This is a genomic window from Clostridium sp. JN-1 (assembly GCF_003718715.1).
Taxonomy (GTDB): Bacteria; Bacillota; Clostridia; order Clostridiales; family Clostridiaceae; genus Clostridium_AV.
On the sequence record NZ_CP033465.1, the window covers coordinates 1,251,399 to 1,275,746 of the forward strand.

At 29.6% G+C, this 24,348-nt stretch carries 24 protein-coding genes and 1 riboswitch; of the genes, 16 read left to right on the plus strand and 8 right to left on the minus strand.

Annotation, left to right across the window (positions count from 1 at the left end):
- Window positions 1-221: 221 nt before the first annotated feature.
- Window positions 222-1,016, minus strand: coding sequence for a LysM peptidoglycan-binding domain-containing protein (locus EBB51_RS06175; RefSeq protein ID WP_123053663.1), 795 nt, complete (start codon window positions 1,014-1,016; stop codon window positions 222-224).
- Between the two features lie 2 nt (window positions 1,017-1,018).
- A riboswitch (cyclic di-AMP (ydaO/yuaA leader) is annotated at window positions 1,019-1,148 on the minus strand.
- A 304-nt stretch (window positions 1,149-1,452) separates the two neighbouring features.
- On the opposite strand from EBB51_RS06175, the gene EBB51_RS06180 reads away from it, so the two are divergent.
- Window positions 1,453-2,076: a TrkA C-terminal domain-containing protein gene (locus EBB51_RS06180; protein ID WP_123054995.1), complete on the plus strand. Its 624-nt coding sequence runs from the start codon at window positions 1,453-1,455 to the stop codon at window positions 2,074-2,076.
- 75 nt (window positions 2,077-2,151) lie between these two features.
- Here EBB51_RS06180 and EBB51_RS06185 read toward each other — a convergent pair whose 3' ends face one another.
- From EBB51_RS06185 to EBB51_RS06195, 3 genes are read right to left on the minus strand one after another with little or no spacing between them, the layout of a single operon-like run.
- Window positions 2,152-4,335 carry a glycosyltransferase family 39 protein gene (locus EBB51_RS06185; protein ID WP_123053664.1) on the minus strand — a complete coding sequence of 728 codons (2,184 nt, stop codon included), beginning with the start codon at window positions 4,333-4,335 and terminating at the stop codon, window positions 2,152-2,154.
- A gap of 11 nt (window positions 4,336-4,346) precedes the next feature.
- On the minus strand, window positions 4,347-4,766 hold the full coding sequence (locus tag EBB51_RS06190; RefSeq protein ID WP_123053665.1) for a GtrA family protein: 420 nt from the start codon (window positions 4,764-4,766) through the stop codon (window positions 4,347-4,349).
- 2 nt (window positions 4,767-4,768) lie between these two features.
- Window positions 4,769-5,713 carry a glycosyltransferase family 2 protein gene (locus EBB51_RS06195; RefSeq protein WP_123053666.1) on the minus strand — a complete coding sequence of 315 codons (945 nt, stop codon included), beginning with the start codon at window positions 5,711-5,713 and terminating at the stop codon, window positions 4,769-4,771.
- A gap of 149 nt (window positions 5,714-5,862) precedes the next feature.
- On the opposite strand from EBB51_RS06195, the gene EBB51_RS06200 reads away from it, so the two are divergent.
- The 4 genes from EBB51_RS06200 (at window position 5,863) to EBB51_RS06215 (ending at window position 10,198) form a co-directional block, all read left to right on the plus strand.
- Window positions 5,863-6,540: a response regulator transcription factor gene (locus tag EBB51_RS06200; RefSeq protein ID WP_123053667.1), complete on the plus strand. Its 678-nt coding sequence runs from the start codon at window positions 5,863-5,865 to the stop codon at window positions 6,538-6,540.
- Window positions 6,541-6,543: 3 nt separating this feature from the next.
- A complete protein-coding gene (locus tag EBB51_RS06205) occupies window positions 6,544-7,755 on the plus strand; it encodes an ATP-binding protein (protein WP_123053668.1) in 1,212 nt (403 codons plus the stop codon).
- 306 nt (window positions 7,756-8,061) lie between these two features.
- Window positions 8,062-9,366 (plus strand): M48 family metallopeptidase, encoded by a 1,305-nt coding sequence (locus EBB51_RS06210; RefSeq protein ID WP_123053669.1) that lies wholly within the window; start codon window positions 8,062-8,064, stop codon window positions 9,364-9,366.
- A 136-nt stretch (window positions 9,367-9,502) separates the two neighbouring features.
- Window positions 9,503-10,198, plus strand: a complete 696-nt coding sequence (locus tag EBB51_RS06215) for a metallophosphoesterase family protein (protein ID WP_123053670.1) — start codon at window positions 9,503-9,505, stop codon at window positions 10,196-10,198.
- A 33-nt stretch (window positions 10,199-10,231) separates the two neighbouring features.
- On the opposite strand, the gene EBB51_RS06220 is transcribed toward EBB51_RS06215, so the two are convergent.
- From EBB51_RS06220 to EBB51_RS06230, 3 genes are read right to left on the minus strand one after another with little or no spacing between them, the layout of a single operon-like run.
- Window positions 10,232-11,353, minus strand: coding sequence for a DegT/DnrJ/EryC1/StrS family aminotransferase (locus EBB51_RS06220; RefSeq protein ID WP_123053671.1), 1,122 nt, complete (start codon window positions 11,351-11,353; stop codon window positions 10,232-10,234).
- 20 nt (window positions 11,354-11,373) lie between these two features.
- Window positions 11,374-12,552 (minus strand): DegT/DnrJ/EryC1/StrS aminotransferase family protein, encoded by a 1,179-nt coding sequence (locus EBB51_RS06225; protein ID WP_123053672.1) that lies wholly within the window; start codon window positions 12,550-12,552, stop codon window positions 11,374-11,376.
- 26 nt (window positions 12,553-12,578) lie between these two features.
- Window positions 12,579-13,778, minus strand: a complete 1,200-nt coding sequence (locus EBB51_RS06230; protein ID WP_123053673.1) for a MerR family transcriptional regulator — start codon at window positions 13,776-13,778, stop codon at window positions 12,579-12,581.
- Window positions 13,779-14,004: 226 nt separating this feature from the next.
- Between EBB51_RS06230 and EBB51_RS13650 the strand changes: the two genes are divergently transcribed.
- The 10 genes from EBB51_RS13650 (at window position 14,005) to EBB51_RS06275 (ending at window position 21,818) form a co-directional block, all read left to right on the plus strand.
- On the plus strand, window positions 14,005-14,181 hold the full coding sequence (locus EBB51_RS13650) for a hypothetical protein (RefSeq protein WP_190285339.1): 177 nt from the start codon (window positions 14,005-14,007) through the stop codon (window positions 14,179-14,181).
- A gap of 152 nt (window positions 14,182-14,333) precedes the next feature.
- Window positions 14,334-15,365 carry a 3-deoxy-7-phosphoheptulonate synthase gene (gene aroF / locus EBB51_RS06235; protein WP_123053674.1) on the plus strand — a complete coding sequence of 344 codons (1,032 nt, stop codon included), beginning with the start codon at window positions 14,334-14,336 and terminating at the stop codon, window positions 15,363-15,365.
- 28 nt (window positions 15,366-15,393) lie between these two features.
- Window positions 15,394-16,251: a prephenate dehydrogenase gene (locus EBB51_RS06240; RefSeq protein ID WP_123053675.1), complete on the plus strand. Its 858-nt coding sequence runs from the start codon at window positions 15,394-15,396 to the stop codon at window positions 16,249-16,251.
- 27 nt (window positions 16,252-16,278) lie between these two features.
- Complete coding sequence (gene aroB, locus EBB51_RS06245) at window positions 16,279-17,346, plus strand: 3-dehydroquinate synthase (protein WP_123053676.1); 1,068 nt, start codon at window positions 16,279-16,281, stop codon at window positions 17,344-17,346.
- Between the two features lie 25 nt (window positions 17,347-17,371).
- On the plus strand, window positions 17,372-18,655 hold the full coding sequence (gene aroA, locus EBB51_RS06250) for a 3-phosphoshikimate 1-carboxyvinyltransferase (RefSeq protein ID WP_123053677.1): 1,284 nt from the start codon (window positions 17,372-17,374) through the stop codon (window positions 18,653-18,655).
- The gene (gene aroC, locus EBB51_RS06255) at window positions 18,633-19,727 is read left to right on the plus strand and encodes a chorismate synthase (RefSeq protein WP_123053678.1); all 1,095 of its coding nucleotides are present in this window, start codon (window positions 18,633-18,635) and stop codon (window positions 19,725-19,727) included. Before aroA ends, aroC begins: the two co-directional genes overlap by 23 nt.
- Before the next feature lie 38 nt (window positions 19,728-19,765).
- Window positions 19,766-20,053, plus strand: a complete 288-nt coding sequence (locus EBB51_RS06260; RefSeq protein ID WP_123053679.1) for a chorismate mutase — start codon at window positions 19,766-19,768, stop codon at window positions 20,051-20,053.
- A gap of 30 nt (window positions 20,054-20,083) precedes the next feature.
- Window positions 20,084-20,902, plus strand: coding sequence for a shikimate dehydrogenase (aroE, locus tag EBB51_RS06265; RefSeq protein WP_243103921.1), 819 nt, complete (start codon window positions 20,084-20,086; stop codon window positions 20,900-20,902).
- An 11-nt stretch (window positions 20,903-20,913) separates the two neighbouring features.
- On the plus strand, window positions 20,914-21,408 hold the full coding sequence (locus EBB51_RS06270; protein ID WP_123054997.1) for a shikimate kinase: 495 nt from the start codon (window positions 20,914-20,916) through the stop codon (window positions 21,406-21,408).
- Window positions 21,409-21,449: 41 nt separating this feature from the next.
- A complete protein-coding gene (locus tag EBB51_RS06275; protein WP_123053680.1) occupies window positions 21,450-21,818 on the plus strand; it encodes a VOC family protein in 369 nt (122 codons plus the stop codon).
- 79 nt (window positions 21,819-21,897) lie between these two features.
- On the opposite strand, the gene EBB51_RS06280 is transcribed toward EBB51_RS06275, so the two are convergent.
- Window positions 21,898-23,283: an aspartate kinase gene (locus EBB51_RS06280; protein ID WP_123053681.1), complete on the minus strand. Its 1,386-nt coding sequence runs from the start codon at window positions 23,281-23,283 to the stop codon at window positions 21,898-21,900.
- A 264-nt stretch (window positions 23,284-23,547) separates the two neighbouring features.
- Here EBB51_RS06280 and EBB51_RS06285 point away from each other — a divergent pair, with 264 nt between their 5' ends.
- Window positions 23,548-24,282 (plus strand): MBL fold metallo-hydrolase, encoded by a 735-nt coding sequence (locus EBB51_RS06285; RefSeq protein ID WP_123053682.1) that lies wholly within the window; start codon window positions 23,548-23,550, stop codon window positions 24,280-24,282.
- Window positions 24,283-24,348 lie beyond the last annotated feature (66 nt).

The window sequence follows — 24,348 nt, forward strand, 5'->3', positions numbered from 1 at the left end:
AGTAAGGAGCAATTTAAATGGATATCAATACAAAAATGATTCATTATTATCACAATTGTTACGTGTTTTCATATAATAGAAGTAAGCTAAGGATGAGAAAGTGATAAAGTTTAGTATAAAAATTGAGAAACTAGAGATAGTATAACGAAAGTTAAGAGTAAAAAAAGTGCCGGTAACATTTTACTTTAAATAAAAAAGCAGAGGTTTATCCTCTGCTTTAATTAATGTGTAAATACCATTTTACCAGTTCTTAAAGTTATAGGTCTTGACCACAGCCATGTATTAGTTGCACTGTCGTCAAAGTAGTATATTGCACCATTTGTTGGATCAGATCCATATAGAGCATCATAAGCAGCCTTTTTTGCTTCATCTGAAGCAGGATTATTTATGAATCCATTTTCAACTGGAGTAAACTGATAGTATCCATCGGATTTTTGATAAATAACTGAGCTTATTGAATTTGGGAATTCACTACTTTTAACTCTATTTAAAACTACAGAAGCTACACCTACTTGAGCTGTATAAGGTTGCCCTTGTGCTTCTGACATTACTAATCTAGCTAAAAGATCTAAATCATTAGTATTATATGCAACTATAGGTTTAGCAGTAGTATTTGATTGAACAGCTTGTCCACTATTACTATTGCTAGTATCTGCTGTTGCTGCAGGTACAATTAATTTTTGACCTGGGTAAATCATATCATCCCATTTATCATTTGCTTTTTTTAATTGATTTGTCGTAATACCATATTTTTTAGCTATAAGATATAAGGTATCACCACTTTTTATAGTGTAAACATCAGCAGGTACATTCAACACTTGACCCGGATATATAGCTGAACTTGTCAAGTTATTATTTTTCATGAGGGTGCCTGAGGTAGTGTAAAAAAGTTTACCTATGGTAAAAAGAGAATCACCTGATGTAACCTTATAACTAGCAGCTTGTACAGAACTAAAAGCAAATAATGATAATGATAGACTTACAAGTAAAGTTTTGATGCATTTAAATTTTGACATAAATTATTCCTCCATCTTGCCTTCGAGGTTAGTTGGCGGGTTCGGGTTAGAGGTACCCTACTTAATAAAACTAAGATTCACCCCATAATAAATCCCCCGTACTCCATAAAGGAGATTCGGCATATTTTTATTAGTTATTCATGAGTGTAATTTTAACAAAAATATATGAGGACATCCATATTAAATTGGAGGTAATTAAGCATATATATGTAAATTAGCGCACTAAAATAGGAAATCCTAACTATTAAGCATTATATTGTATCATTATCAGCTTTTGAATTGTATATTGAATTTCCTTAAGTCTAACGTAATTAGTTCTTAATTATCCTGCTTTACATATACACGTTTAGAACCTATAATTAAAAGATATGCTGAAAACTATATAACGAAAGGAGGAATTTTGTTAAAAGTCTATTACCTTTTAACAAAATTTATAATGTCTAGTGAATTAATTACGAAACCTATTTATCAGAAAATAGCCATTGATATAGCAAACAGGATAGTTTCAGGTCATTTTGCAGTAGGAACTAAAATTTATGGAAGGTCAACTCTTTCAAGTGAATACAATGTGTCACCGGAGACTATACGAAGAGCTATAAATTTACTACATGACATGGAAATAGTAGATGTAAATAAAGGAAGCGGAATAATTGTAAAATCTGTGGATAACTCGTTAAAGTTTATTGACAAATTTAAAGAAATTGATTCTATCAACCTCTTAAAAGAAGAAGTAATTACATTAGCAGAAGATAAAAGGGAAATTGAATGTAAAATAGAAAGTGTAATCAATCAAATTATTGATTATTTAAACCGTTTCAATAACAGCAGTCCATTTGTTCCATTTGAATTTGAAATACATAGTGGGCTTAAAATTATAGGGAAAACTGCAAGTGAAGTTAAGTTTTGGCAAAACACAGGTGCTACTATAATTGCAATTAGAAGAAATAACAGATTGATAATTTCTCCAGGACCTACTGCTGTTTTTAAAGAAAAAGATTTTTTTATCTTTATAGGAAACAAAGATTCATATACTAAAGTTAAAAAGTTCTTATATAAATAACTTAAAGAAAAGAGGCTATTTTTAAGAAAATTTTTAATTACCTTGAAATAGCCTCTTTTATATATTATATGAATCTTATTTTACAGTATCTTTTAAATCATATAGTGTTTCATTATTCATGACGCCCATTCCAGCAAATCTCGAATTTTGATCTTTTGTGTTACTTTTAGTATTATTACTATTTGATGGATTTTTAATATGTTCGTAATTATTAGTTTCTTTCCATTCACTTTCTGAAACTACTTTTCCATTTTTCTGAACCCAGTTCATAATATCTTCTGAATCTCTTCCTCCAATGCCTCCTGTGAGTACATATCTTACTTCACCTTTTTTAACTATCTCTTTAAACTGATTTAAATTTAATATTTTATCTGAGCCAGAGAAACCTCCAAGAGCCATAATGCTCTTGCCACTTTCAAGTATTATGCCTTCAGCAGAAGTAGAACTTGATACAACAAGTGCATATTTTTCATTTGTAACATGACTATCTAGGAATTTTATGAGTTTTTGATTACTAGTGTTATTTTCACGTCCCATTATCATACGATTATCTGATTCACCATTTGTCAAAAGTTCCAATCCTGCAGCAGGCATAGTTCCATTTACACTATGAGTTAGAGTGGCAGCAGAGCCAATTGCAGGTGTAGTCAGAATACCTATAAGAGCAATAGCTGTAAATATCTTGGAAAAATTGATCTTGTTTTCTTCACTATTCAAACTTTTTTTCTTTGCTGCTTTGTACAATATGAGAAATATTGATGATGCAAAACACAAAACTATAGCTGTTATAATCATATATTTAATAGTAGTTGGTATAGTATTAAAGTATGATAACATGAGTAGGTTTACTAATCCTTCTACAATAAATGATATAGGTAATAGCCATGATTTAATTCCACTTTGTTTATAAAGCTTCCACATTGAAGTGAGTCCTATTCCGGATAATGCTGCAATTGGTGGAGCCATCATTGTTAAATAGTATTGATGGAACAATCCTTTTGTAAAACTAAAGTATATAAATTCTGGTACAAGCCATGCTATCCATAGTATTAAATCAAGTTTCTTTTTGTCATTGAAAGGAAATTTAAGCTTTTCTACTATTGCAGCAGCTATAAATCCTAAGAATGATAAAGGTAAAAACCAAATTATTTGATCTGATAAAACATTTTTAGAAAACAGTCTTGTAAAGCCTGATTGTGTCTGGCCTCCAAAATTTCCTGAAAGTCCATTAGCTCCACTAGGACCACCACTACCAGGACTACTGTTATTTAATCTTTGACCATCAGGTCCTTCAGGCATATTTTGATGTGATTTAGAATTTTGTTGCCAACCTGATGGTGGTGTCATACCTTGATGATTATTTCCGTGAATATTATTTTGAGAAGTAGTGGTTCTATCATTTGATTTGTTTTTAAAATTTCTCATTTGTCCCTGTGAGCCGGCATTAAATCCGCCACCCATACCACCACTATTGCGGCTAAGTCTTTCCAATCCATTATGTCCAAGTATAAGTTCCATTATGGTATTATTTGTGCTACTACCTACAAATGGTCTATTTTGAGATGGAATTAAGTCAACTGTTACTGCCCATGATAAGGATATTACAACAAGTACAACTGTGCTTATAATAAGATGTTTTATTCTTTGCTTTGCAGGTACGGCTGAGGAAATTAAATATGTTATATATATTGCAGGACATATCATGTAAGCTTCGAGCATTTTTATATTAAAACCAACTCCTACAAGCGCCAGGCTTATAATGAGATATTTAAGTTTGCCTTTTTCAGCAGCTTTAGATAAAAACAAGCAAGCTATAAGTAATGTAACTACTAAAAGATTATCTATGGTATTATTTTTACTTGCAGCAACAAAAACTGGTGTTATGGCAAGGCATATAGCCGAAATCAGTCCAGATATATGTCCAAAAGATCTTTTAACTATATAATATATAAGAGCTATGGATATAACTCCTGCAAGAGCTTGAGGAATTAATATGCTCCATCCGCTAAATCCAAATATTTTTGCAGATATTGTTTGTATCCAAAAACCTAAAGGTGGTTTGTCAATGGATACAAATCCAGCTGGGTCAAATGATACGAAAAAGAAATTCTTAAAACTCATGAGCATACTTTTTACTCCTGCAGCATAATATTCATTTCCGTATCCTTCTATAGCTAAATTGCCAAAGTTTAGTATTGTAGATATTAAAAGTACTACAGTTATTGCAAGGCGTTCTTTTGTAAATTTTATTTTTTTCATAGCTTTCCTCCCTAATTGAATATCCAAAGTTTATATGATCCAAAATTTATAACTTGTGCTATGAGTGTTACAATTATTTTTGATAGGTATACATTTAAATTAAAACTGCCAACTAGATACTTTATCAAGAATAGAGTTACAATAAGTGAAATTAAGTTAACTATAATAAATTGTGCTAATTCATGAATTATCTTTTTATCTGAACTTCCACGTTCAAATGTCCATTTCTTATTAAATATAAAACTATTTATAATTCCAAAGCTGTATCCCATAACCTGACTTATAGCATAGTTTATTCCAAGTATACTTTGACACAACATAAATACAATAAAATCTATTAATGTATTTAAAACACCAGTGGTCGAAAAACGACTCAGTACTTTAAATTTTCCATTAAAAATAGAATCCATGGTTTTTATTAATTGATCCATGTTTACTGCTCCCTCCTGTTACTAACTATATTTTCAATAATATAATTAGGTCTTGCTTTACTTTCATCAAAAATTCTTCCAAGATATTGTCCAATTATACCTATACAACTAAATAATAATCCAAACATTATAAAATTAATTGACATGGCAAAACCAGTATTTATGATGCTGGTTCCACTTAATAAGTTTTTAATAATGCTTACTATAAGCGAAACAAATCCAATGAAAAATGAAAGACCTCCTAAATAACCAGAAAGAATAAGTGGTTTATATGAGAATGAAGTTATACCATCAAAGGCTAATTTCATCATTTTCTTAAGAGGATATTTGCTATCTCCTGCAAATCTTTCATGTCTTACAAATTCAACAAATGTTTGCTTATATCCAACCCAACTTATAAGACCACGTACATATCTGTTCCTTTCAGGAAGCGAATTTAAGGCATTACATACTTTCCTGTCTATAAGTCTAAAATCTCCAGTATCAACTGGAATGTCTATACTAGTCATATTTTTTAACAATCTATAAAATGATTTGGCTGTAAATTTTTTAAAAAAGGATTCACCTTCCCTTTTTGCTCTTTTCCCATAGACAACATCATAACCTTGCTTCCATTTTTTAATCATCTCGAGCATTACCTCGGGTGGGTCTTGAAGATCAGCATCTATGACTATTACAGCTTTTCCTACTGAATTTTCCATTCCAGCAGTTATTGCACATTGATGTCCAAAGTTCCTGGAAAAATTAATAAGCTTTATTTTTTCATCTTTGTTACATAATTCTTCTGTTATATTACGAGTTTTATCTATACTTCCATCATTTATAAATATGATTTCATAATTTTCACATGTAGTGTCCATTACGTCTTTTAATCTTTTATAGCTTTCTTTAACTACAAGTTCTTCATTATACAGAGGAACAACTACAGAGTAAACTATATTATGCATTTTATTCACCTCATTTTCTATGTTTTGATTAATTACTATTTTGAGGTATTAACCTTAAAAATTACTTAAAAAATTAATGGCAATTGTAAATTAAGTTTGAACATAGATTTTTTTATTATATAATAATTTAATAGAAGGAGAGAGATATTATGAGATTACTTTTAATTGAAGATGAAATTATGCTTTCTAATGCACTTGCCTACATTCTTAAAAAGAATAACTACATAGTAGATGTAGCTTATGATGGAAGTGAAGGAGATGAGATGGCACAGAGTAAAATATACGATATTATAATTTTGGATAGAATGCTACCAGGCAAAAATGGAATTGAAATTTTAAAGAATATTAGAAATAAGAAAATTGAAACACCCGTAATTATGCTTACTGCTATGGATTCAATTGATGATAGAGTAGAGGGACTTGATAATGGAGCAGATGACTACTTAATAAAACCTTTTGACTCCAAAGAATTGCTTGCAAGAATAAGGGCGCTTTCAAGAAGGCACACTGATTTTATTCAAGATGGGAGTATAAAATTATCATCATTAGTGTTTGATCCACTTAAAGCTGAAATTGAATGTGATGGAGATAAGGTAAAGCTCACAGCAAAGGAATCACAACTACTAGAACTTCTAGCACGTAATAAAAATCAAGTTATAACGAAGAATCAAATTTTGGATAGGGTTTGGGGAATTGATTCAGATGTAGAGATGAATAATAATATTGAAGTATATTTTTCATATTTAAGAAAAAAACTTAGGAATATAAATAGTAATGTTGTAATTGAAACTATAAGGGGAATAGGCTACTGCCTAAAAGAGGTCTGATATATGTTTCGTAAATTGAAAATAGAACTCATATTGATTAACTTGATATTAACAAGTTTACTACTTATAACTATATTTTCAGGTATATATGTACTTATGAAAAGCAACTTTGATCATTCTGCTTATATGAGAATGGATAAGACTTTAGAAATGGAATTTATTCCAAAGCACGAACATGAAGAGAGAAGTCTAGGACCAATGAGTTTTATTATAAAAACGGACAAAAATGGTAATATAATAGAAGTTATGAGCAATTTTGAACTCACTAATGATGAATCCAAAACACTTGTTAATAAGGTATTTAAAAGTCAAATTGAAAGAGGAAGTGTATCTTATGATAACTTTAGTCTTAGGTACATTAAAGTGCCTAAAGATTATGGATTTATTATAGTGTTTCAAGACAAATCATTTGATAATGCAGCACTCCATAGTCTCGTTATAATATCCATAGTAGTTTGTGTGGTTAGCCTTATAATTGTATTTATAATAAGTTTATTCTTATCAAATATAGCACTTAAGCCAATCATAAATGTGTGGGAAAAACAAAAGGCATTTGTTGCAGATGCATCACATGAATTAAGAACTCCCCTTTCAGTTATAAGAACAAGCTTGGATTTGGTATTGGATAATAGAGATGAAACGGTAGAAAGCCAAAGCAAATGGCTCGGAAATATAAAAATTGAAACAGAGAGAATGACTAACCTAATAGAAGATTTACTTTTTCTTGCAAGGTCTGATTCTGGAAAGGATACTTTTGTAACCTCAAAATTTGATTTGAGTAGTGCTGTTATAAAATCAATATCATCCTTTGAACCAATTGCCATGCAGCACGAAATAAAATTAGAATCAAATATTTTACAAAACGTGAGGTTTAACGGTAATGAAGGCAGAATAAATCAACTCATGGTTATTTTAATTGACAATGCAATAAAGCATACTCCTAAAGGAGGAAGTATTAAAGTAATCATGAGTATGATTAAAAATAAAATTGAAATATCAGTTTCAGACACAGGAGAAGGCATAGAAGAAAAGTATTTGGATAAAATATTTGAAAGATTTTATAAGATTGATAAATCCAGAGCTAGAAGAGAAGGGCATTTTGGTCTTGGATTATCTATTGCAAAGACAATAGTTGAAGAACACAAAGGGGATATTAGCGTATCAAGTGTTCCAAAAGAAGGTTCAACATTTAAAGTTGCATTTCATATAAGTTAAATTTTAAATTATAAATAAAGTTTTATTTTTCAATAGTTAGTTCCAAACTTAGTTTACAAAAGAGTTTCAAAAAATTGGGGGCTGTTTTCTTTGACGTAAGCGTTAATCGCGGTAATATCAGCAATTATAATTTCTACTAGTTTAGAGTTCAATTGCTGACAGATAGGTTAAGTTGGGTGACCAGTTGAAGAATGATAAGCATTAAAAAAATGTTTGAGGAATTAATACACCCAAATTAATATATTCCTCAAAAAGCCTAATGAATTTAGCAAGCAGCTAATATAATATTAGATAGGGGGAATGTTTATGTCAAAAAAACTTTTATTTATAACTAGTTTGATTATAATTCTTTTTATTATTTTTGTATTTAGCGTAAAGATTACAGAAAACGTAAATGATGCTGAGCTTATGAATGACTATACATATCAAAGTGAGAATAAAGGTACTAAGCTTATTCAGAAGCCAGCAAAAAAAGCTATTGAGTACCATAGAATAATAGTAAATCAATGGCTCATAAGACTTTCATTAAGCTTTGTAATACCATTAATATTTTTGACTTCAGGGCTTTCATCTGGTATTAGAAATTGGGCGTTTAAAAGAACAAGTATAGTATTTTTTGCATTTTTGATATATTTCCTAATTTACAGCATTATAACCACAGCACTAGAGCTGCCTCTCAATTATTATAGTACATTTACATTAAAGCACATATATGGACTTTCAAATCAGACATTTTTTAAATGGACTTCAGATTTTTTGAAAAGTTTTATAATTACAACTTCTGCAGGTTCACTTTTTATTTACTTTGTTTATATGTTAATGAAAAGACTGCCAAATTCGTGGTGGTTTTACCTTGGAATTCTTATGATACCAATATTGGCATTTGTAACTTTCATAAGTCCTATGTACATTGATCCTCTTTTTAATAAGTATCAGAAAGTACAAGATGTAAACTTAGAAAATAAAATACATTCTGAGCTCAAAAGGGCAGGAATAGAGAATTGTAATGTATATGAAGTTTATAAAAGTGCTGACACAAATGAAATGAATGCATACATGACTGGAGTTTTAAATAGCAAGAGAATAGTAATATGGGATACGACAATTAAAAAGCTTACGGACAGGGAAACACTGTGCGTATTGGCACATGAAATGGGACACTATGTTATGAATCATATTTGGAAAAGCATAGTTTTAGGGGGAATACTATCTATTTTCATATTTTATATAGTAAATAAAGCAGCTATTTTTGTAATAAATAATTCAAATTTTGGATTCTCACAAATACATGATACAGCATCGCTGCCACTTTTGATAATATTATTAAATTTATTTGTATTTATAATTACTCCTGCAATAAATAGCTATTCAAGATATACAGAATTTGAAGCAGATAGATTTGAATTGGAACTTACGAAAGACAATGAAGCTGCGGTTTCATCTACTATAAAATTACATCAAAATAGTTTAATTCTTCCTTCACCAGGCGTTGTATATAAATTGTGGAATTATGATCATCCAACTTTTGAGGAAAGAGTTAAGTTTGCCAATGATTACAAACCATGGGAGTATGGTGAGCCTCTTAAATATGAAAAGTATATTAATAAATAGAAAAACTATAATTTTATAGAAATAGCAGTTTAATGTTATAATTTAATGTATATGGGTAAAAATTAAGATAAAGGTTTTAATTACTACTAGGCAATTGTATTAATTTTAATAAAATATGTTAATTTGGAGGAAAAATATGAGAATAGCAGTCATATCAGATATTCATGGTAACTTGGAAGCAATGAAAACTGCATATTTAGATATACTAGAAAGAGAAGCAGACAGCATAATATGCCTTGGAGATTTAACAGGATACGGACCTTACCCTAATGAAGTGATAGATTTTATAAGAGAAAAGAGGATAATGGTTGTACTTGGAAATTATGATGCTTCTGTAGTTGAAAAAAGCTTTAAATATATAAAGAATAATGATATTAATAAACTTTGTATGCCGTGGGCAGCAAGTCAATTGAGCAGTGAAAACGTAGAATATTTAAAGTCACTTCCACAGAGTTTAATCTTAAAATGTAATGGTATTGAAATTCATTTTGTACATGGAAGTTATAGAAATATAAATGAATATTTAAATGAAGATTATGATAAGCTAGATGAAGTCATGGAAGAATTTAATGGTGATATACTGGTTTGTGGACATACACATATACCATATAAAAAATCATTTGGAGATAAACTCTTGATAAATGATGGAAGTATTGGAAAACCTAAAATAGGCAGACCTAATGGAACTTATATTATACTTGATACAAGTAAAAAAGGTTTGCGAGTTGAATTTATAGAATTTGAATATAATCATGAAAAAACCATAGAAGCTATGAAAGAGAAAAAATTACACACAGCTTGCATAGAAAATATAATGACAGGTGCGGAATAAGAAAGGAAGCCCTCGTAAAGGACTTCCTTAATTTTATTTAGAATAGAATTTTTTAATGGTTTTGCATACAAAATCAACTTCATTTTCAGTTATTTCAGGATATATAGGAAGAGCTAACACTTTAGTTGAAAGTTTTTCAGCTATAGGGAAGTCACCTTTTTTATATCCTAAATAATTAAAGCACTTTTGAAGATGAAGAGGTATTGGATAGTAAATGCTGGTTCCAATTTCATTTTCCTTTAAGTATGCAGCAAGTTCATCTCTTTTTTCTACCAAAGTATTAAATGCATAGTATACAGGTTTTTGATTTCCTTTAATTTTAGGAAGTGTTATATATTCACAATCAGAAAGCCTTTCTTTATACCAATCAGCTGCCTTTTGTCTTTGCTTAATTGCATTATCTATATATTTTAATTTAACTAAAAGTACGGCAGCCTGTATGGAATCAAGTCTTGAATTATATCCTATATAATCATAGTGATATTTTTTAGAAGCACCATGTACTCTAAGCATTTTAACAGTTTCAGCTAGCTTATCATCATTAGTTACTATCATTCCTCCATCACCATAACCGCCTAAGGTTTTTGTTGGGAAGAACGAATAAATGCCAATATCTCCTATAGTACCAGAATGTTTATATTCATTACTGGAACCTTTCCACTGCATTCCAAAAGCTTCTGCAGCATCTTCTAAAACGGTTAAATTATGCTTAGACGCTATATCCATTATTTTATCCATATCTGCCATCTGTGCGAAAAGATGTATTGGCAATATACCTGCAGTATTTGAATTTATTTTTTCTTCTATTTTATTTACATCTAGATTAAAAGTATCTTCGTCTATATCAACGAAAACTGGCTTTGCATTTAATTTAGCTATGCAAGAAGTTGAAGCTAAAAATGTGAATGGAGAAGTTATAACTTCTTTTCCATCTTTAAATCCAAGTGCATGAGAAGAAAGTAAAAGTGCATCTGTTCCAGAAGCTACGCCTACAGCATGTTTAGCACCTGTATATTTTTTTATTTCTTCTTCAAGTTCTGAAACTTGAGGTCCAAATATAAAACTTCCGCTCTCAAGTACAGCAGATATAGCTTTATTAAATTCATCTTTTTTTTCTAAGTATTCTCTTGTAGGTGTAAAAAAATTAACTTTCATATTTTGTCCTCTCTTTCAATTTACTTTATAATTTTTTCTACGGCAGAAATTAATTCTTTAACTACATATTCTGCATCTTCTAGCTCAAGAAGAGAATAAACTGGTAAGGAAATTTCATTTGCATAGTGATTATATGCATTTGGATAATCCTTTATATCATAACCTAAGTTTTTGTAAAGTGTAAACATAGGTAAAGGAGTATAGTGAACATTAGTAGCTATATCTTTTGCTGCAAGGGCTTTTATTACTTCATTTCTCTGCTCTTCACTAAAACCTTTTATGCGAAGGAGGAACAAATGATATGAAGTTTCACGGATATCATCTTTCTTAAATGGAAGTATAGCCCAATCCTTTTCTTGTAAGAATTTAGTATATAAATCAAATACAGCTTCACGTTTCTTTAACATTCCCTCATATCTTGGAAATTGTGCTAAACCTATAGCTGCACATATATCAGTTAAATTACACTTACCTCCGTCTGTAACTATATCATATTTCCATGCACCTGCTTGCATTTTTGAAAGTGCATCTTTTGATTGACCATGCAGGGATTCTAATTTGAAATCCTTATATAAGTCCCTTTTACCAAATTTAGCATTATCGTTAAATGTTATTGCACCGCCTTCAGCAGTAGTGAAATTTTTTACTGCATGAAATGAGAAAACGTGGAAATCAGCTTGAGAACCAACTCGTTTGCCTTTATATTTTGCACCAAAAGAGTGTGCAGAATCTGATACAAAAATTATATCTTCACGATTTTTATCCTTCAATATTTTGTGAATGGCATCATAATCTATAGGTACACCTGCAACATCTACTGTATATATAGCTTTTGTCTTAGGTGTTATAGCATCTGCCAATTTTTCTAAATCAATTAAAAAAGAATCCTTTTCTATATCTACAAGTTTTGGTTTTATTCCCCTGCGTATAGATGCACTTGCTGTTGCAGTATAAGTATAAGGAGTAGTTATAACTTCATCTCCAGCCTTTATGTCAAATTCCTTTAATATAAGTTCTAGTCCAGCAGAATTACTATTTACAGCTAGTGACTTATCACTATTACAATATTTAGCAATCTTTTTTTCAAATTCAGCACATTTTGGACCTGTAGTAATCCATCCTGATTTTAAAACTTCTACAACTGCATTTATTTCGTCCTCACCTATATCTGGCGGTGAAAATGGTATTTTTTTATTCATTTATAATCAATCCTTTCACATGTGAGTTACTTTCTTCCCTGGAAAAAACCTGTATCCTTAGTTATGTAAATTCCTCCAGAAGTTTTTATCTCATTTTGTAGAGAATCTTTTAACTCTCTTATGTCTTTTCCCTTAAAAAATTTTTTCGTATTTCCCGGCATTGAAAATATATAGTCCATAAGTGGTACAGCATCAGTCACAAATAAACTATCCTTATATCTTTTTAGTCTTACCTCTTTAAACCATTTTGAAACCTTATTTAAACCATTTTCTAGTTGAAAGTTTTTAGTTAAATTCCAGCTTTGTGTTGTTATATTGTCCCAATTAAACTTTGAAACAATTTCTCTCATTTCTTTCATATGATTTTTTCCGGTTGTTGAGGCAAAAAAACATCCATCGTCTTTAAGAACTCTCTTTATTTCATAAAACACTCTCTCAATATCATTTACATGATAAAGCATGTTATTGGCAATTACCACATCAAAAGAACAATCTTCAAAAGTTACATTTTGTGCATCTACAATTTTAAATTTAAATCTACTTTTTTCCCTGCCCAAATTTTTCTTTGCATCTTCGAGCATACCAGATGAAAAATCAGTTAAGGTTATATCCCAGTTATCTAAAATCTTGTCATAATTTTTCTTCCATAAGCTAGCATCTCCGCATCCCAATTCCAATATGGAGATGTTATCAGGTAAGTTTAGCTGGTTGAAAAACCAATTCATCCACCCTTCTTTATTAGTACTGAAAAGTTCATGAATTCTTATTCGAGCCCTTAAATTTGAAGCATTTTCATACTGCTGCATCCACTTTTTATCGATATTTATTATGTTTATAATTTTAATAAACTTATTCCAATCTAAGTTATTTGAATCATCCAGCATAGTTACTGCTTCATTTATTGCCTTTATTACCATTTGTATATGTTCTATTTTGTCCTGCATAATTTCTTTTTGAATTTCCAGTGAATTTTTTAAATCCTTTTGATTCATATCATATTTCATTATATGAGAAATATCATCTAGTGAAAGTCCTATGAACTTAAGAGTTAAAATTTTTTGTAATTTTCCAAAATCTTGTTTACTGTACAATCTATGTCCAATGTCATTATACGAAGATGGTTTAAGTAATCCTATTTTATCATAGTACCTCAGTGTTCTTAAAGTGACACCTGCCTTTTTGGCAAATTGACCTATGGTAAATAGAGTTTGACTTTTTAAGGACATGCTTTTATCACCTCTGCAATGATTATTGTAGCACATGACGTAAGGTAAGGTACAATACTTTTTTACAATATTAGAAAAAGTTTTTTAAGGCGGCACTATTTTTGATCATTTTTACCACCAATGCAATCTAACGTTTGTGTTGACATAAAATTTTAATCTGATATAATAGTTTACAATAAACGTTAGAACCAAAATTTGTGATTGAAGATCTTGGAGGATATTTATTATGAAAAATATCATTGGAAAGGGAATAAGCGGAAAACTTTATTACTACCTTAGCTGGGGCTATTATTACGTTAGCACTGGTTACTTTTTCTGCAAAAAAATATTATATTCCCTTTTTAATGAGCTGAATAAATATGATTATATTTCGTATGGGAAATTTTCTACATGTGGAATATGAGGATGAAAATCACTTATAACTTATATAAAGTGTTTTAGCAAATAAGGCTCAGAAGAGCCTTATTTTTTTATGGATTTTTAAGATGATTTCTAGAGGCCGGCAAAGAAGTTGTCTTTTACATTAAATTTAAGATTTTGTAGGAGGCTTTATAAATGGTAATAATAATGAGACCAGGTACACCAGAAAAAGAGGTAATGATTTTAAAAAGGAAAATTGAAGGAGGAAATATAAAAGTTAATATTTCGAAAGGTGATGAATATTACGTGCTGGGGATTATTGGAGATACTAAATCAGTTAATAAAAGTAAAATAGAAGCTAATGAATATGTTGATAGGGTAATGAAGGTACAACAGCCATATAAACTTGCCAACAGATTATTTCACCAAAATGATACAATAGTAGATGTTTGTGGTAAAACTATTGGAGGAGAAAAAATTGCCGTCATTGCAGGACCATGTTCTGTTGAAAGTGAAGATCAAATTGTCGAAATTGCAAAGAAAGTTAAAAAAAGTGGAGCTTCATTCTTAAGGGGAGGAGCTTTCAAACCAAGAACTTCACCATATAGTTTTCAAGGTCTTAGAGAAAGCGGTTTGGATCTTTTAAAAATTGCAAAGAGAGAAACAGGACTTCCAATAGTTACAGAAATAATGTCAATAGATATGATAGATAGGTTTGTAGAAGATGTTGATGTCATACAAGTTGGAGCAAGAAATATGCAAAACTTTGAACTCTTAAAAGAACTAGGTAAGACTAGAAAGCCTATACTACTAAAAAGAGGTCTTTCTGCTACTATTGAAGAGCTTTTAATGTCAGCTGAATATATAATGGCAGGTGGAAATGAAAATGTAATACTTTGCGAAAGAGGTATAAGAACTTTTGAAAATTATACTAGAAATACTTTGGATCTAAGTGCTATTCCAGCAATAAAAAGGTTAAGTCACTTACCAGTAATTGTTGATCCAAGTCATGCAGCAGGACTTTGGTGGATGGTTGAACCTTTATCAAAGGCAGCCATTGCAGTTGGAGCAGACGGACTTATAATTGAAGTTCACAATGACCCTGAAAATGCAAAATGTGATGGCCAGCAGTCTATAAAGCCAGAAAAGTTTGATAAACTTATGAAAGATTTAAATAAATTAGCTTATTTACAAGAAAGATATATATATGATCCTTTAACAGTATAATATAAATTTCAATTTAGGAGGAATATTTATGGAGGATCATAAATTTAGACTAAACATAGTTGTAGTAGGACTTGGACTTATAGGAAGTTCATTTGCCATGGCGCTTAGAAAATTAAGCCCTAAAAATATATGGGGAATAGATAAAGATAAAAATACAATAGATACAGCATTAAATAAAAAAATAATTGATGGGGGATTTACTCACGAAAGTAATATTTTAAAAAAGGCAGACCTAACAATAATAGCTCTTTATCCTGAATGTACAGTTGAATTTGTAAGGAAAAATATTAAAAATTTTAAAAGAGGATCTATAATTATTGATACATGTGGAATAAAGGTTCCAGTTATAGAAAAGATAAGTTCATTTTTGCCGCATGAATTAGAATTTATAGGAACTCATCCAATGGCAGGCAGGGAGAAAAGCGGTATAGAGTCAGCAAGTGAATGCATTTTTAATGGGGCAAATTACATAATAACACCTACTTCAAAAAATAAGAAAAGCAGCCTTGAATTTATTCGAGATATGGCCAAAGGTATTGGATTTAAGAATGTTGTATATACATCTCCAGAAAAGCATGATGATATGATATCAATTACTAGTCAAATGCCGCATATACTAGCAGCATCGCTTATAGATTCTAGTCTTAATGAATCTGATATAGATTTGTTTATAGGTGGAAGCTTCAAGGATGTAACAAGGATTGCAGTAATAAATTCAGCTCTATGGTCTGAATTGTTTACTGTAAATTCAGATAAACTCATTGATAAAATTGAAAAATTTCAGCAGAGCCTCGAAAAAATAAAACAAGCCATAAAAGTTAATGATAAAAAAATGCTTTATGATATATTTGAAAAAGTTACTGCGAAGAGAAAAGAGATTTTTTAATGTAATTATAATATGGAGATGAAGATAATGAATATATTGCAAATCAAATTGAAAAGCAAAAATTATAACATTTATATAGAAAAAAACATTATGAATTCAGCAGGTAAGTATATAAAAGATATTTATAAAGGTAAAAAAATAGCTGTTGTTACAGATAGTAATGTTGATAAATTGTATTCAAATGTTTTACTGAACTCACTTAGTAAAGAAGGATTTATAGTAAATAAAGTAGTCATAGAACCTGGTGAAAAGAGTAAAAACATGAATACGTTAATTGATATTTATAAAAACTTCTGCAGTTTTAAAATTAGGAGATCAGATCTTATAATTGCATTAGGTGGAGGAGTAGTTGGTGATATAACTGGATTTGCTTCATCAACATATTTAAGGGGAGTAAAATATATACAAATACCAACTACACTGCTAGCTCAAATAGACAGCAGTGTTGGAGGAAAAGTAGCAGTAGACCTGCCGTGGGGAAAAAATTTAATAGGCAATTTTTATCATCCTGAAGCTGTTTTTATAGATCCCAATGTATTAACATCATTAAGTGACAAGTTCTTTAATGATGGAATGGGAGAAGTCATTAAGTATGGATTCATAAAGAGCAGTGAATTTATAGATGAACTAATAAAGTATAAAAATAAAAATGAGCTTTTAGAAAATATCGAAAAAATAATATATAGATGCTGCAGTATAAAAAAGGATTTGGTACAAAAGGATGAATTTGATACTGGGGATAGAATGCTTTTAAATTTTGGGCATACTATAGGTCATTCTATTGAAAAAGTTTTTAATTACAATAAATATACTCATGGAGAATGTGTAGCTTTTGGAATGGCTTATATAACAAGAAAAAGTGAGGAGTTTGGTTATACAAGTAAAGGTACATATAAAGTAATGAGAGAGATTTTAAATAAGTATAACCTATCTTATGATGTTCCAAAACTTGATAAAAATGCTCTGTTTGATGCTGTAGCTTTAGACAAGAAGACAGCATTTGATTATATAAATGTAATTTTGTTAAAGAAAATAGGAGAAGCTTATATTGTAAAATTAAAATTAGAAGAATTCAAAAAATATCTAGATTTTTAATCGTGCTTAAGAGGAGTGCTGTTGTATGAAATACGTTTTAATAAATCCATCTAAACTCAAAGGTGAAGTTAAAATTCCACCATCTAAGAGTATATCACATAGAGCCATAATTTGTGCTGGACTTTCAAATGGTACTACAAATATAAAAAATGTGGCATTTTCAGAAGATATAAAGGCAACATGCAGTGCAATTTCAAGCCTTGGAGTGAGTATAGAAAAAGAAGGTTATGATGTACTTAAAGTAAAAGGAAAATCTAATCTTAATGTTATAAAAGATAATATAAATTGCTTTAAGTCAGGTTCTACACTTAGATTTTTAATACCACTTACAGCAATTACAGGAGAAAAAGTTACATTTCATGGAGAAGGTAAGCTTGTAGAAAGACCCCTTACACCTTATTATGATATATTTAAAAATCACAATATTTTTTATAAAAATGAAGATGGAAAACTTCCTCTTACACTTAAAGGAAAGCTTAAACCAGGTGAGTATAAGTTAAGAGGTGACATAAGTTCTCAATTTATAACAGGTCTTTTGTTTTCACTGCCTCTTTTAGATGGAGATTCAAAGATTATTATAACTACAAACCTTGAGTCAAAACCGTATGTAGATTTAACATTATATGCACTAAACAAATTTTCAATACATGTATACAATAATGATTATAAAGAATTTATAGTAAAGGGAAATCAAAAATATAAAAGCTGTACCTGCAATATAGAAGGTGATTTTTCTCAAGTTGTATTTTGGGCAGCAGCAGGTATACTTGGTGAAGAAATAATGTGTAAAAATGTATATAAGTACTCAATTCAAGGAGATAAAGTTATAATAGATATATTAAGAGATATGGGTGCAAAAATAGAAACTTATGAAGATCATATTATTGTAAAGCCATCTAAAACACATGGAATAACTATTGATGCTTCTCAGTGTCCTGATTTAGTACCTGCACTTGCAGCACTTGCATCAGTAAGCCTAGGCACTACAAATATAATAAATGCTGAAAGGCTTAGATTCAAGGAATGTGATAGATTAAGTGCAATAAGTTCTGAATTAAATAAAATAGGGGCAGTTGTAGAAGAGAAAAAAGACGGACTTTTGATAATTGGAAAAGAAACTTTAAGAGGAGGAAGAGTAGATAGCTGGGATGATCATAGAATTGCTATGGCACTAGCTTGTATATCATCTAAATGTGAAAATCCTCTTATAATAGAAAACTCAGAATGTATAAAAAAATCATATCCTGATTTTTGGAAGGATTTTAAAAAGTTAGGGGGCAGCTTAGATGAGTGGGACATGGGGAAATAAAATAAAGCTTTCAATTTTTGGAGAATCACATGGAGTGGGTATTGGAATAGTTATAGATGGACTTGAACCAGGTTTGAAGATTGATATGGATTATATAAAAAATCAAATGAAAAGAAGAGCTCCAGGTTTAAATAAATTTTCAACTTCTAGAAAAGAAGCTGATGAATTTGAAATAATGAGCGGTATTTTTAATGGAAAAACAACAGGAACGCCACTTTGTGCTGTAATTTACAATAAAAATACTCACAGCAAGGACTATGAAAAAACCAAAAATTTAATGAGACCAGGACATGCAGATTATACTGGATATGTAAAATACAGAGGATTTAATGATTATAGAGGCGGCGGACATTTTTCAGGAAGACTGACTGCACCAATAGTATTTGCTGGTGCAATATGTAAAAAGGTTCTTGAAGATAAAAACATAGTAATAGGAAGCCATATAAAAAGTATTGGAAATGTAGAAGATTATTCATTTAGCTTACATAATGGCAGAAAAAATTCTGTTCTAGTAACTAAAGAATTATTAAATAAACTTAACTATGATGAATTCCCAGTATTAAATAATGGTGCTGAACAAAAAATGAAGAATACCATTTTAAAGGTTAAAGAAGAAGGGGATTCAGCAGGCGGAATTATAGAAGTATCAGCATTAAATTTACCGGCAGGTGTAGGAAACCCATTTTTCGATTCAATAGAGAGTACACTTTCACATTTATTATTTTCTATTCCAGCAGTAAAGGGAGTTGAATTTGGAGCAGGCTTTGATATAACAAGAATGATGGGTTCTGAAGCTAATGATGAATACTATATAAATGAAGATAAAGTTATAAATACATACAGCAATAACAATGGTGGAATATTGGGTGGTATAAGTGATGGTATGCCTTTGATATTTAGGACAGCTATTAAGCCAACTCCATCTATTGCTAAGATGCAAAAGACAGTAAATATAGAAAAGAATGAAAATGAAATTTTGAAAATTCAAGGAAGACATGACCCATGTATTGTATTACGGGCATTACCTGTTATAGAATCAGCAGCAGCAATAGCAATTATGGATTTACTTTAAAATTAGGCTGTGTTTAAGAAAAATTTGGAGGTTGCAGTATGGACGATTTAGAACAGCTTAGACAAAAAATAAATAAAATAGATGAAAAGATGATTGAACTTTTTGAAGAGAGAATGAAAACAGTATGCAGCATAGCAGAATATAAAGAAAGACATTCAATGCAGGTTTTAGATGAAAAAAGAGAAAAAGAAGTTATAGCTAGAAACTTAGCTAAGCTTAAAAACAAGAGTATAAAGGTTGAAACTGAATATTTTTTAAATCAAGTTATGTATGTAAGTAGAATGTTACAAGGGGAAATTATTCAAAAAAAGGATAAAGAAGTTTAAATGTGAATTTTAAGGCTGGAGGAAAATGTAATGGATATGCACTTTTATGGGCTTATTGGAGAAAAGTTAGGACATAGTTTTTCTCCAGATATACATAAGTTTATATTAAAAAATATAAATGTAAAAGGTAATTATAACTTGTTTGAAGTAAGTAAGGAAAATTTAAGCTGCTCTGTTAAGGGGCTTAAAGCTTTAGGATGCAGCGGAAGTAATGTAACTATTCCATATAAAGTTGATATAATGCAGTATCTTGATGAAGTATCAAGTGAAGCTCAAGCAGTAGGTGCCATAAATACTATAGATTTTAAAGATAATAAACTAATTGGGTACAACACGGACTATTATGGATTTGGGCTGATGCTTAAGAAGAATAATGTAAACTTGTTGAATAAAAGAGCTGTCATACTTGGAACTGGTGGAGTTTCAAAAGCAGTTTATCATTATCTTTTAGATAACAATATAGGCAGTGTGATCTTTGTAAGTAGAGATACTAAAAATGTTATAAGTAATTACAATGTAAATAAAATATCATATGAAGAACTTGAAACTATAAAGAATTCAGATATAATTATAAATTGTACACCTTGTGGAATGTATCCAAATGTAAATGATTCTCCAATAAGCAAAGATACACTTAGTAAATTTAATACAGCTGTTGATTTAATATATAATCCAATAGAAACAAAATTTTTAAAGTATGCAAGAGAACTTCAAATTAAAAGCATGAATGGACTCTATATGTTAATTGCACAAGCTGTAGTTTCAGAGGAAATATGGAATGATATTAAAATTGATATTGGTATAATAGATAAGATGTATGATGGCTTTTCAGCATTGAGGAGTGTATAAGTGTGAAATTAATGAATAAAAACTTAATACTTATAGGGATGCCTGGATGCGGCAAAACTGAAATAGGCAAAATGCTTGCTAAGTCGTTAAATAGAGATTTTGTAGATATGGATGAATATATAGAAAAAGCTTTAAATAAAACAGTCAGTCAAATTTTTGAAAATGGTGAGCAGTATTTTAGAGACTTGGAATCTAAGGCAGCTTATAAGTTAAGTGAAAAAGTAAATTTAGTAATATCAACTGGCGGCGGAGTAATAAAAAGAATTGATAATATTAAAAATTTATCTAAAAACGGAATCATAATTTTTATAGATAGACCAGTAAACAATATAGCAAGTGATGCAGACATACAAAAGAGACCTCTTTTAAAAGATGACGTTTCAAAATTATATGAACTCTTTGACATGAGATATGAAATTTATAAAAAATATTGTGATTTTCAAGTTTATAATGATTCTACAATGGAATCTACTGTTAAAAAAATATTGCAATTGCTATCAAATTAATTTAAAATTAATTTAAAATTAATTTGAAATGAGGTGTTAAAATGAAATTTAAATTTGATCATAATAATATAAATGTTTTTGATCTTGAAAAAAGTCTAAAATTTTATAAAGATGCCCTTGGATTTGAAGAAGAAAGAAGGAAGCATGCTAGTGATGGAAGTTTTATACTTGTATATTTGAAAGATGAAAGTACATCACATTCACTAGAACTTACATGGCTTAGAGATAGAAAAGAACCTTATAATTTAGGAGATAATGAAATACATCTTGCAGTTAGAACAGATGATTATGATGCTGCACATAAGCACCATAAGGAAATGGGATGCATTTGTTATGAAAATGAAAAGATGGGATTGTATTTTATAGCTGATCCAGATGGATACTGGACAGAAATACTACCAATAAAATAAAACTGGCTAATTTAAAGAGAATGTACCTAGATTTGTATAAATTAAATCTAGGTACGTTCTTTTCGAAAGTTAAATACTATTATTCACTTAGTACATTAAGATAAGCAGGACAAAATTCATTTCTATACGTATTTGATTTTTCGATTAATACAGGATTATTAATTGATTTGTAAATTAATTTAATTGCCTTACAAAGGTCAGCATCTTCTACTCCTAAAACAATATTGGATTCACAAGATGGCTGTATAATTATCTTTATTTTAATATTTTGATTAGATAAATTTTGAAAAATTTTATAAATAATTTGCCTAAATTTATTCATATTCCTTATAACTATCCCAACTAGAGATATATTGTGATTTACAGTTATGGAGCTTTCATCAATCTGAGTTTTTATTTTGTTAATAAAAGAACTTTCACATTTATGCAGCTGGTAATCTGGTACAACTAATGATACAGAGTCTAAATTAAAAGATAAATGTTCTATAGGAATATTAGCAATATTTATAATTGAAAAGAGGTTATGCAAACCATCTTTTATTAAATTCGATTTTTCTAATGTTATGATTGAAAAGTTTTTCTTTCCAGATATTCCAGCAGTAGTATCTATATAATCGTCATCAGGTAAATTATCAGAGATAAAAGTACCAATGTCGTCTGGATTATTGGTGTTTCTTATATTTATTGGAATTTTACTTTTTTCTACTGGAGTAATTGAATCTTCGTTAAGAACGTTGGCACCCATATGAGAAAGTTTTTTTATCTCTTTGTATGTCATGTTTCTTATATTTTTCGGGTCTTTTACAATGTTTGGGTCTGCCATTAATACGCCGGATACATCAGTCCAATTCTCATATACAACAGCATTCATAACACTTGATATTATGGATCCAGTTATGTCTGAGCCGCCTCTTGGAAAAGTTTTAATCAATCCATTTTTAGTAGAACCATAAAAACCAGGTATTACAGCTCTTTCTATATGAGAAAGTTTATTTAAAATTAATTTTTTAGTAGTTTCGTTATCGAGTTCACCATTTTCCTTAAATGAAATTATATCTGAAGGATCTATAAATGTAAAGTTAATGAACTTTGAAAAAATTAAACCATTTAAATATTCTCCACGGCTTAAAATATAGTCTTTAGAGGCACCATTTAAAAAATCATTTTTTATTTCATATAAAAATTTTTTTATATCTAACTCTAATTTTAAATTGCTGCATATAGATGTATACTTTTCTTCGATTATATTAAAATAATTTTCAAATAGGTTTTTATTATTAACGCAGCAATAGCATTTATATAAAAGATCTGTGACCTTATAATCATTTTCAAAAGTTTTTCCTGGAGCAGAAACTATAATGTATCGTCTTCTTTTATCTTGTAAAATAATTTCTTTTACTTTTTTGAACTGTTTGTCATTAGCTAGTGAACTTCCTCCAAATTTAGCAACTATTAATTCATTCATTTTTAATGTCTCCTATTCTTAATTTTAAGTTCATATTATATTATAGTTTAGACCTTTAGATTTTTTATTGCTTTTAATGCTGTAAATATTGTGAAAAATGCTTTGAATATATGGACTATTGACAGCTAATTAGCAAAGTCTTACCATAAAATATATGTATTATTTTATTATATATTTTTATGGTATGGTTTTGCATAACACTTGGGTATGGCTTATTGAAATGAGATATTGCCATAAAAAAATAGAAAAAAAGGGGAAGGTAATTTGAGTATTGTAAGTATTTACTACTTATATAATAGTGGATTTTGTGTAGAAAGTGAATTCAGCATATTTATATTTGATTACTTTTATGATAAGTCTGAATCAGGAAATAGATCATTGAGTGGTGGAGTAATTTCAGATGAATTACTTAAAAGTAAAAAGGACATTTATGTTTTTGTATCCCACAATCATAGTGATCATTTTAATCCTGTGATATTTGATTGGATTAAAGTAAATCCTAATATAAAATATATTTTAAGCAGTGATGTAAAAGCAAAGAGTAATTTTAAGAAATATACCACTTTAAGCTGCGGAGAAACCATAGAGTGCGGTGATTTATATATAAAAGCATATGGGTCTACAGACGAAGGAATATCATTTTTTATAAAACAAAATGATATAACTATGTTTCATGCAGGAGATTTAAATTGGTGGCACTGGAAAGAAGATAGTAAAGAAGACAATTTGAATGCAGAAAAGTGGTTTAAAAGAGAAATTGACAGATTGAAATCAAAAAAAATAGATATAGCATTTTTCCCAGTTGATCCTAGACAGGAAGAATACTATTATTTAGGTGGAGAATATTTTATAAACAATGTAAAACCAAAGTTCTTTATACCAATGCATTTTGGAAATAATCCTGAGATAATACATGAATTTTCTACACATATTCAAAATTATAATACTAGGATTATAGAAATTGACAAAAGGGGTTTTAATGTAAAAATTGAACTTTAAATTTTAAAGTGTGCTTCTATTTTTAGAGACACACTTTATTCATGTTGTGAATACAATATTAACAAA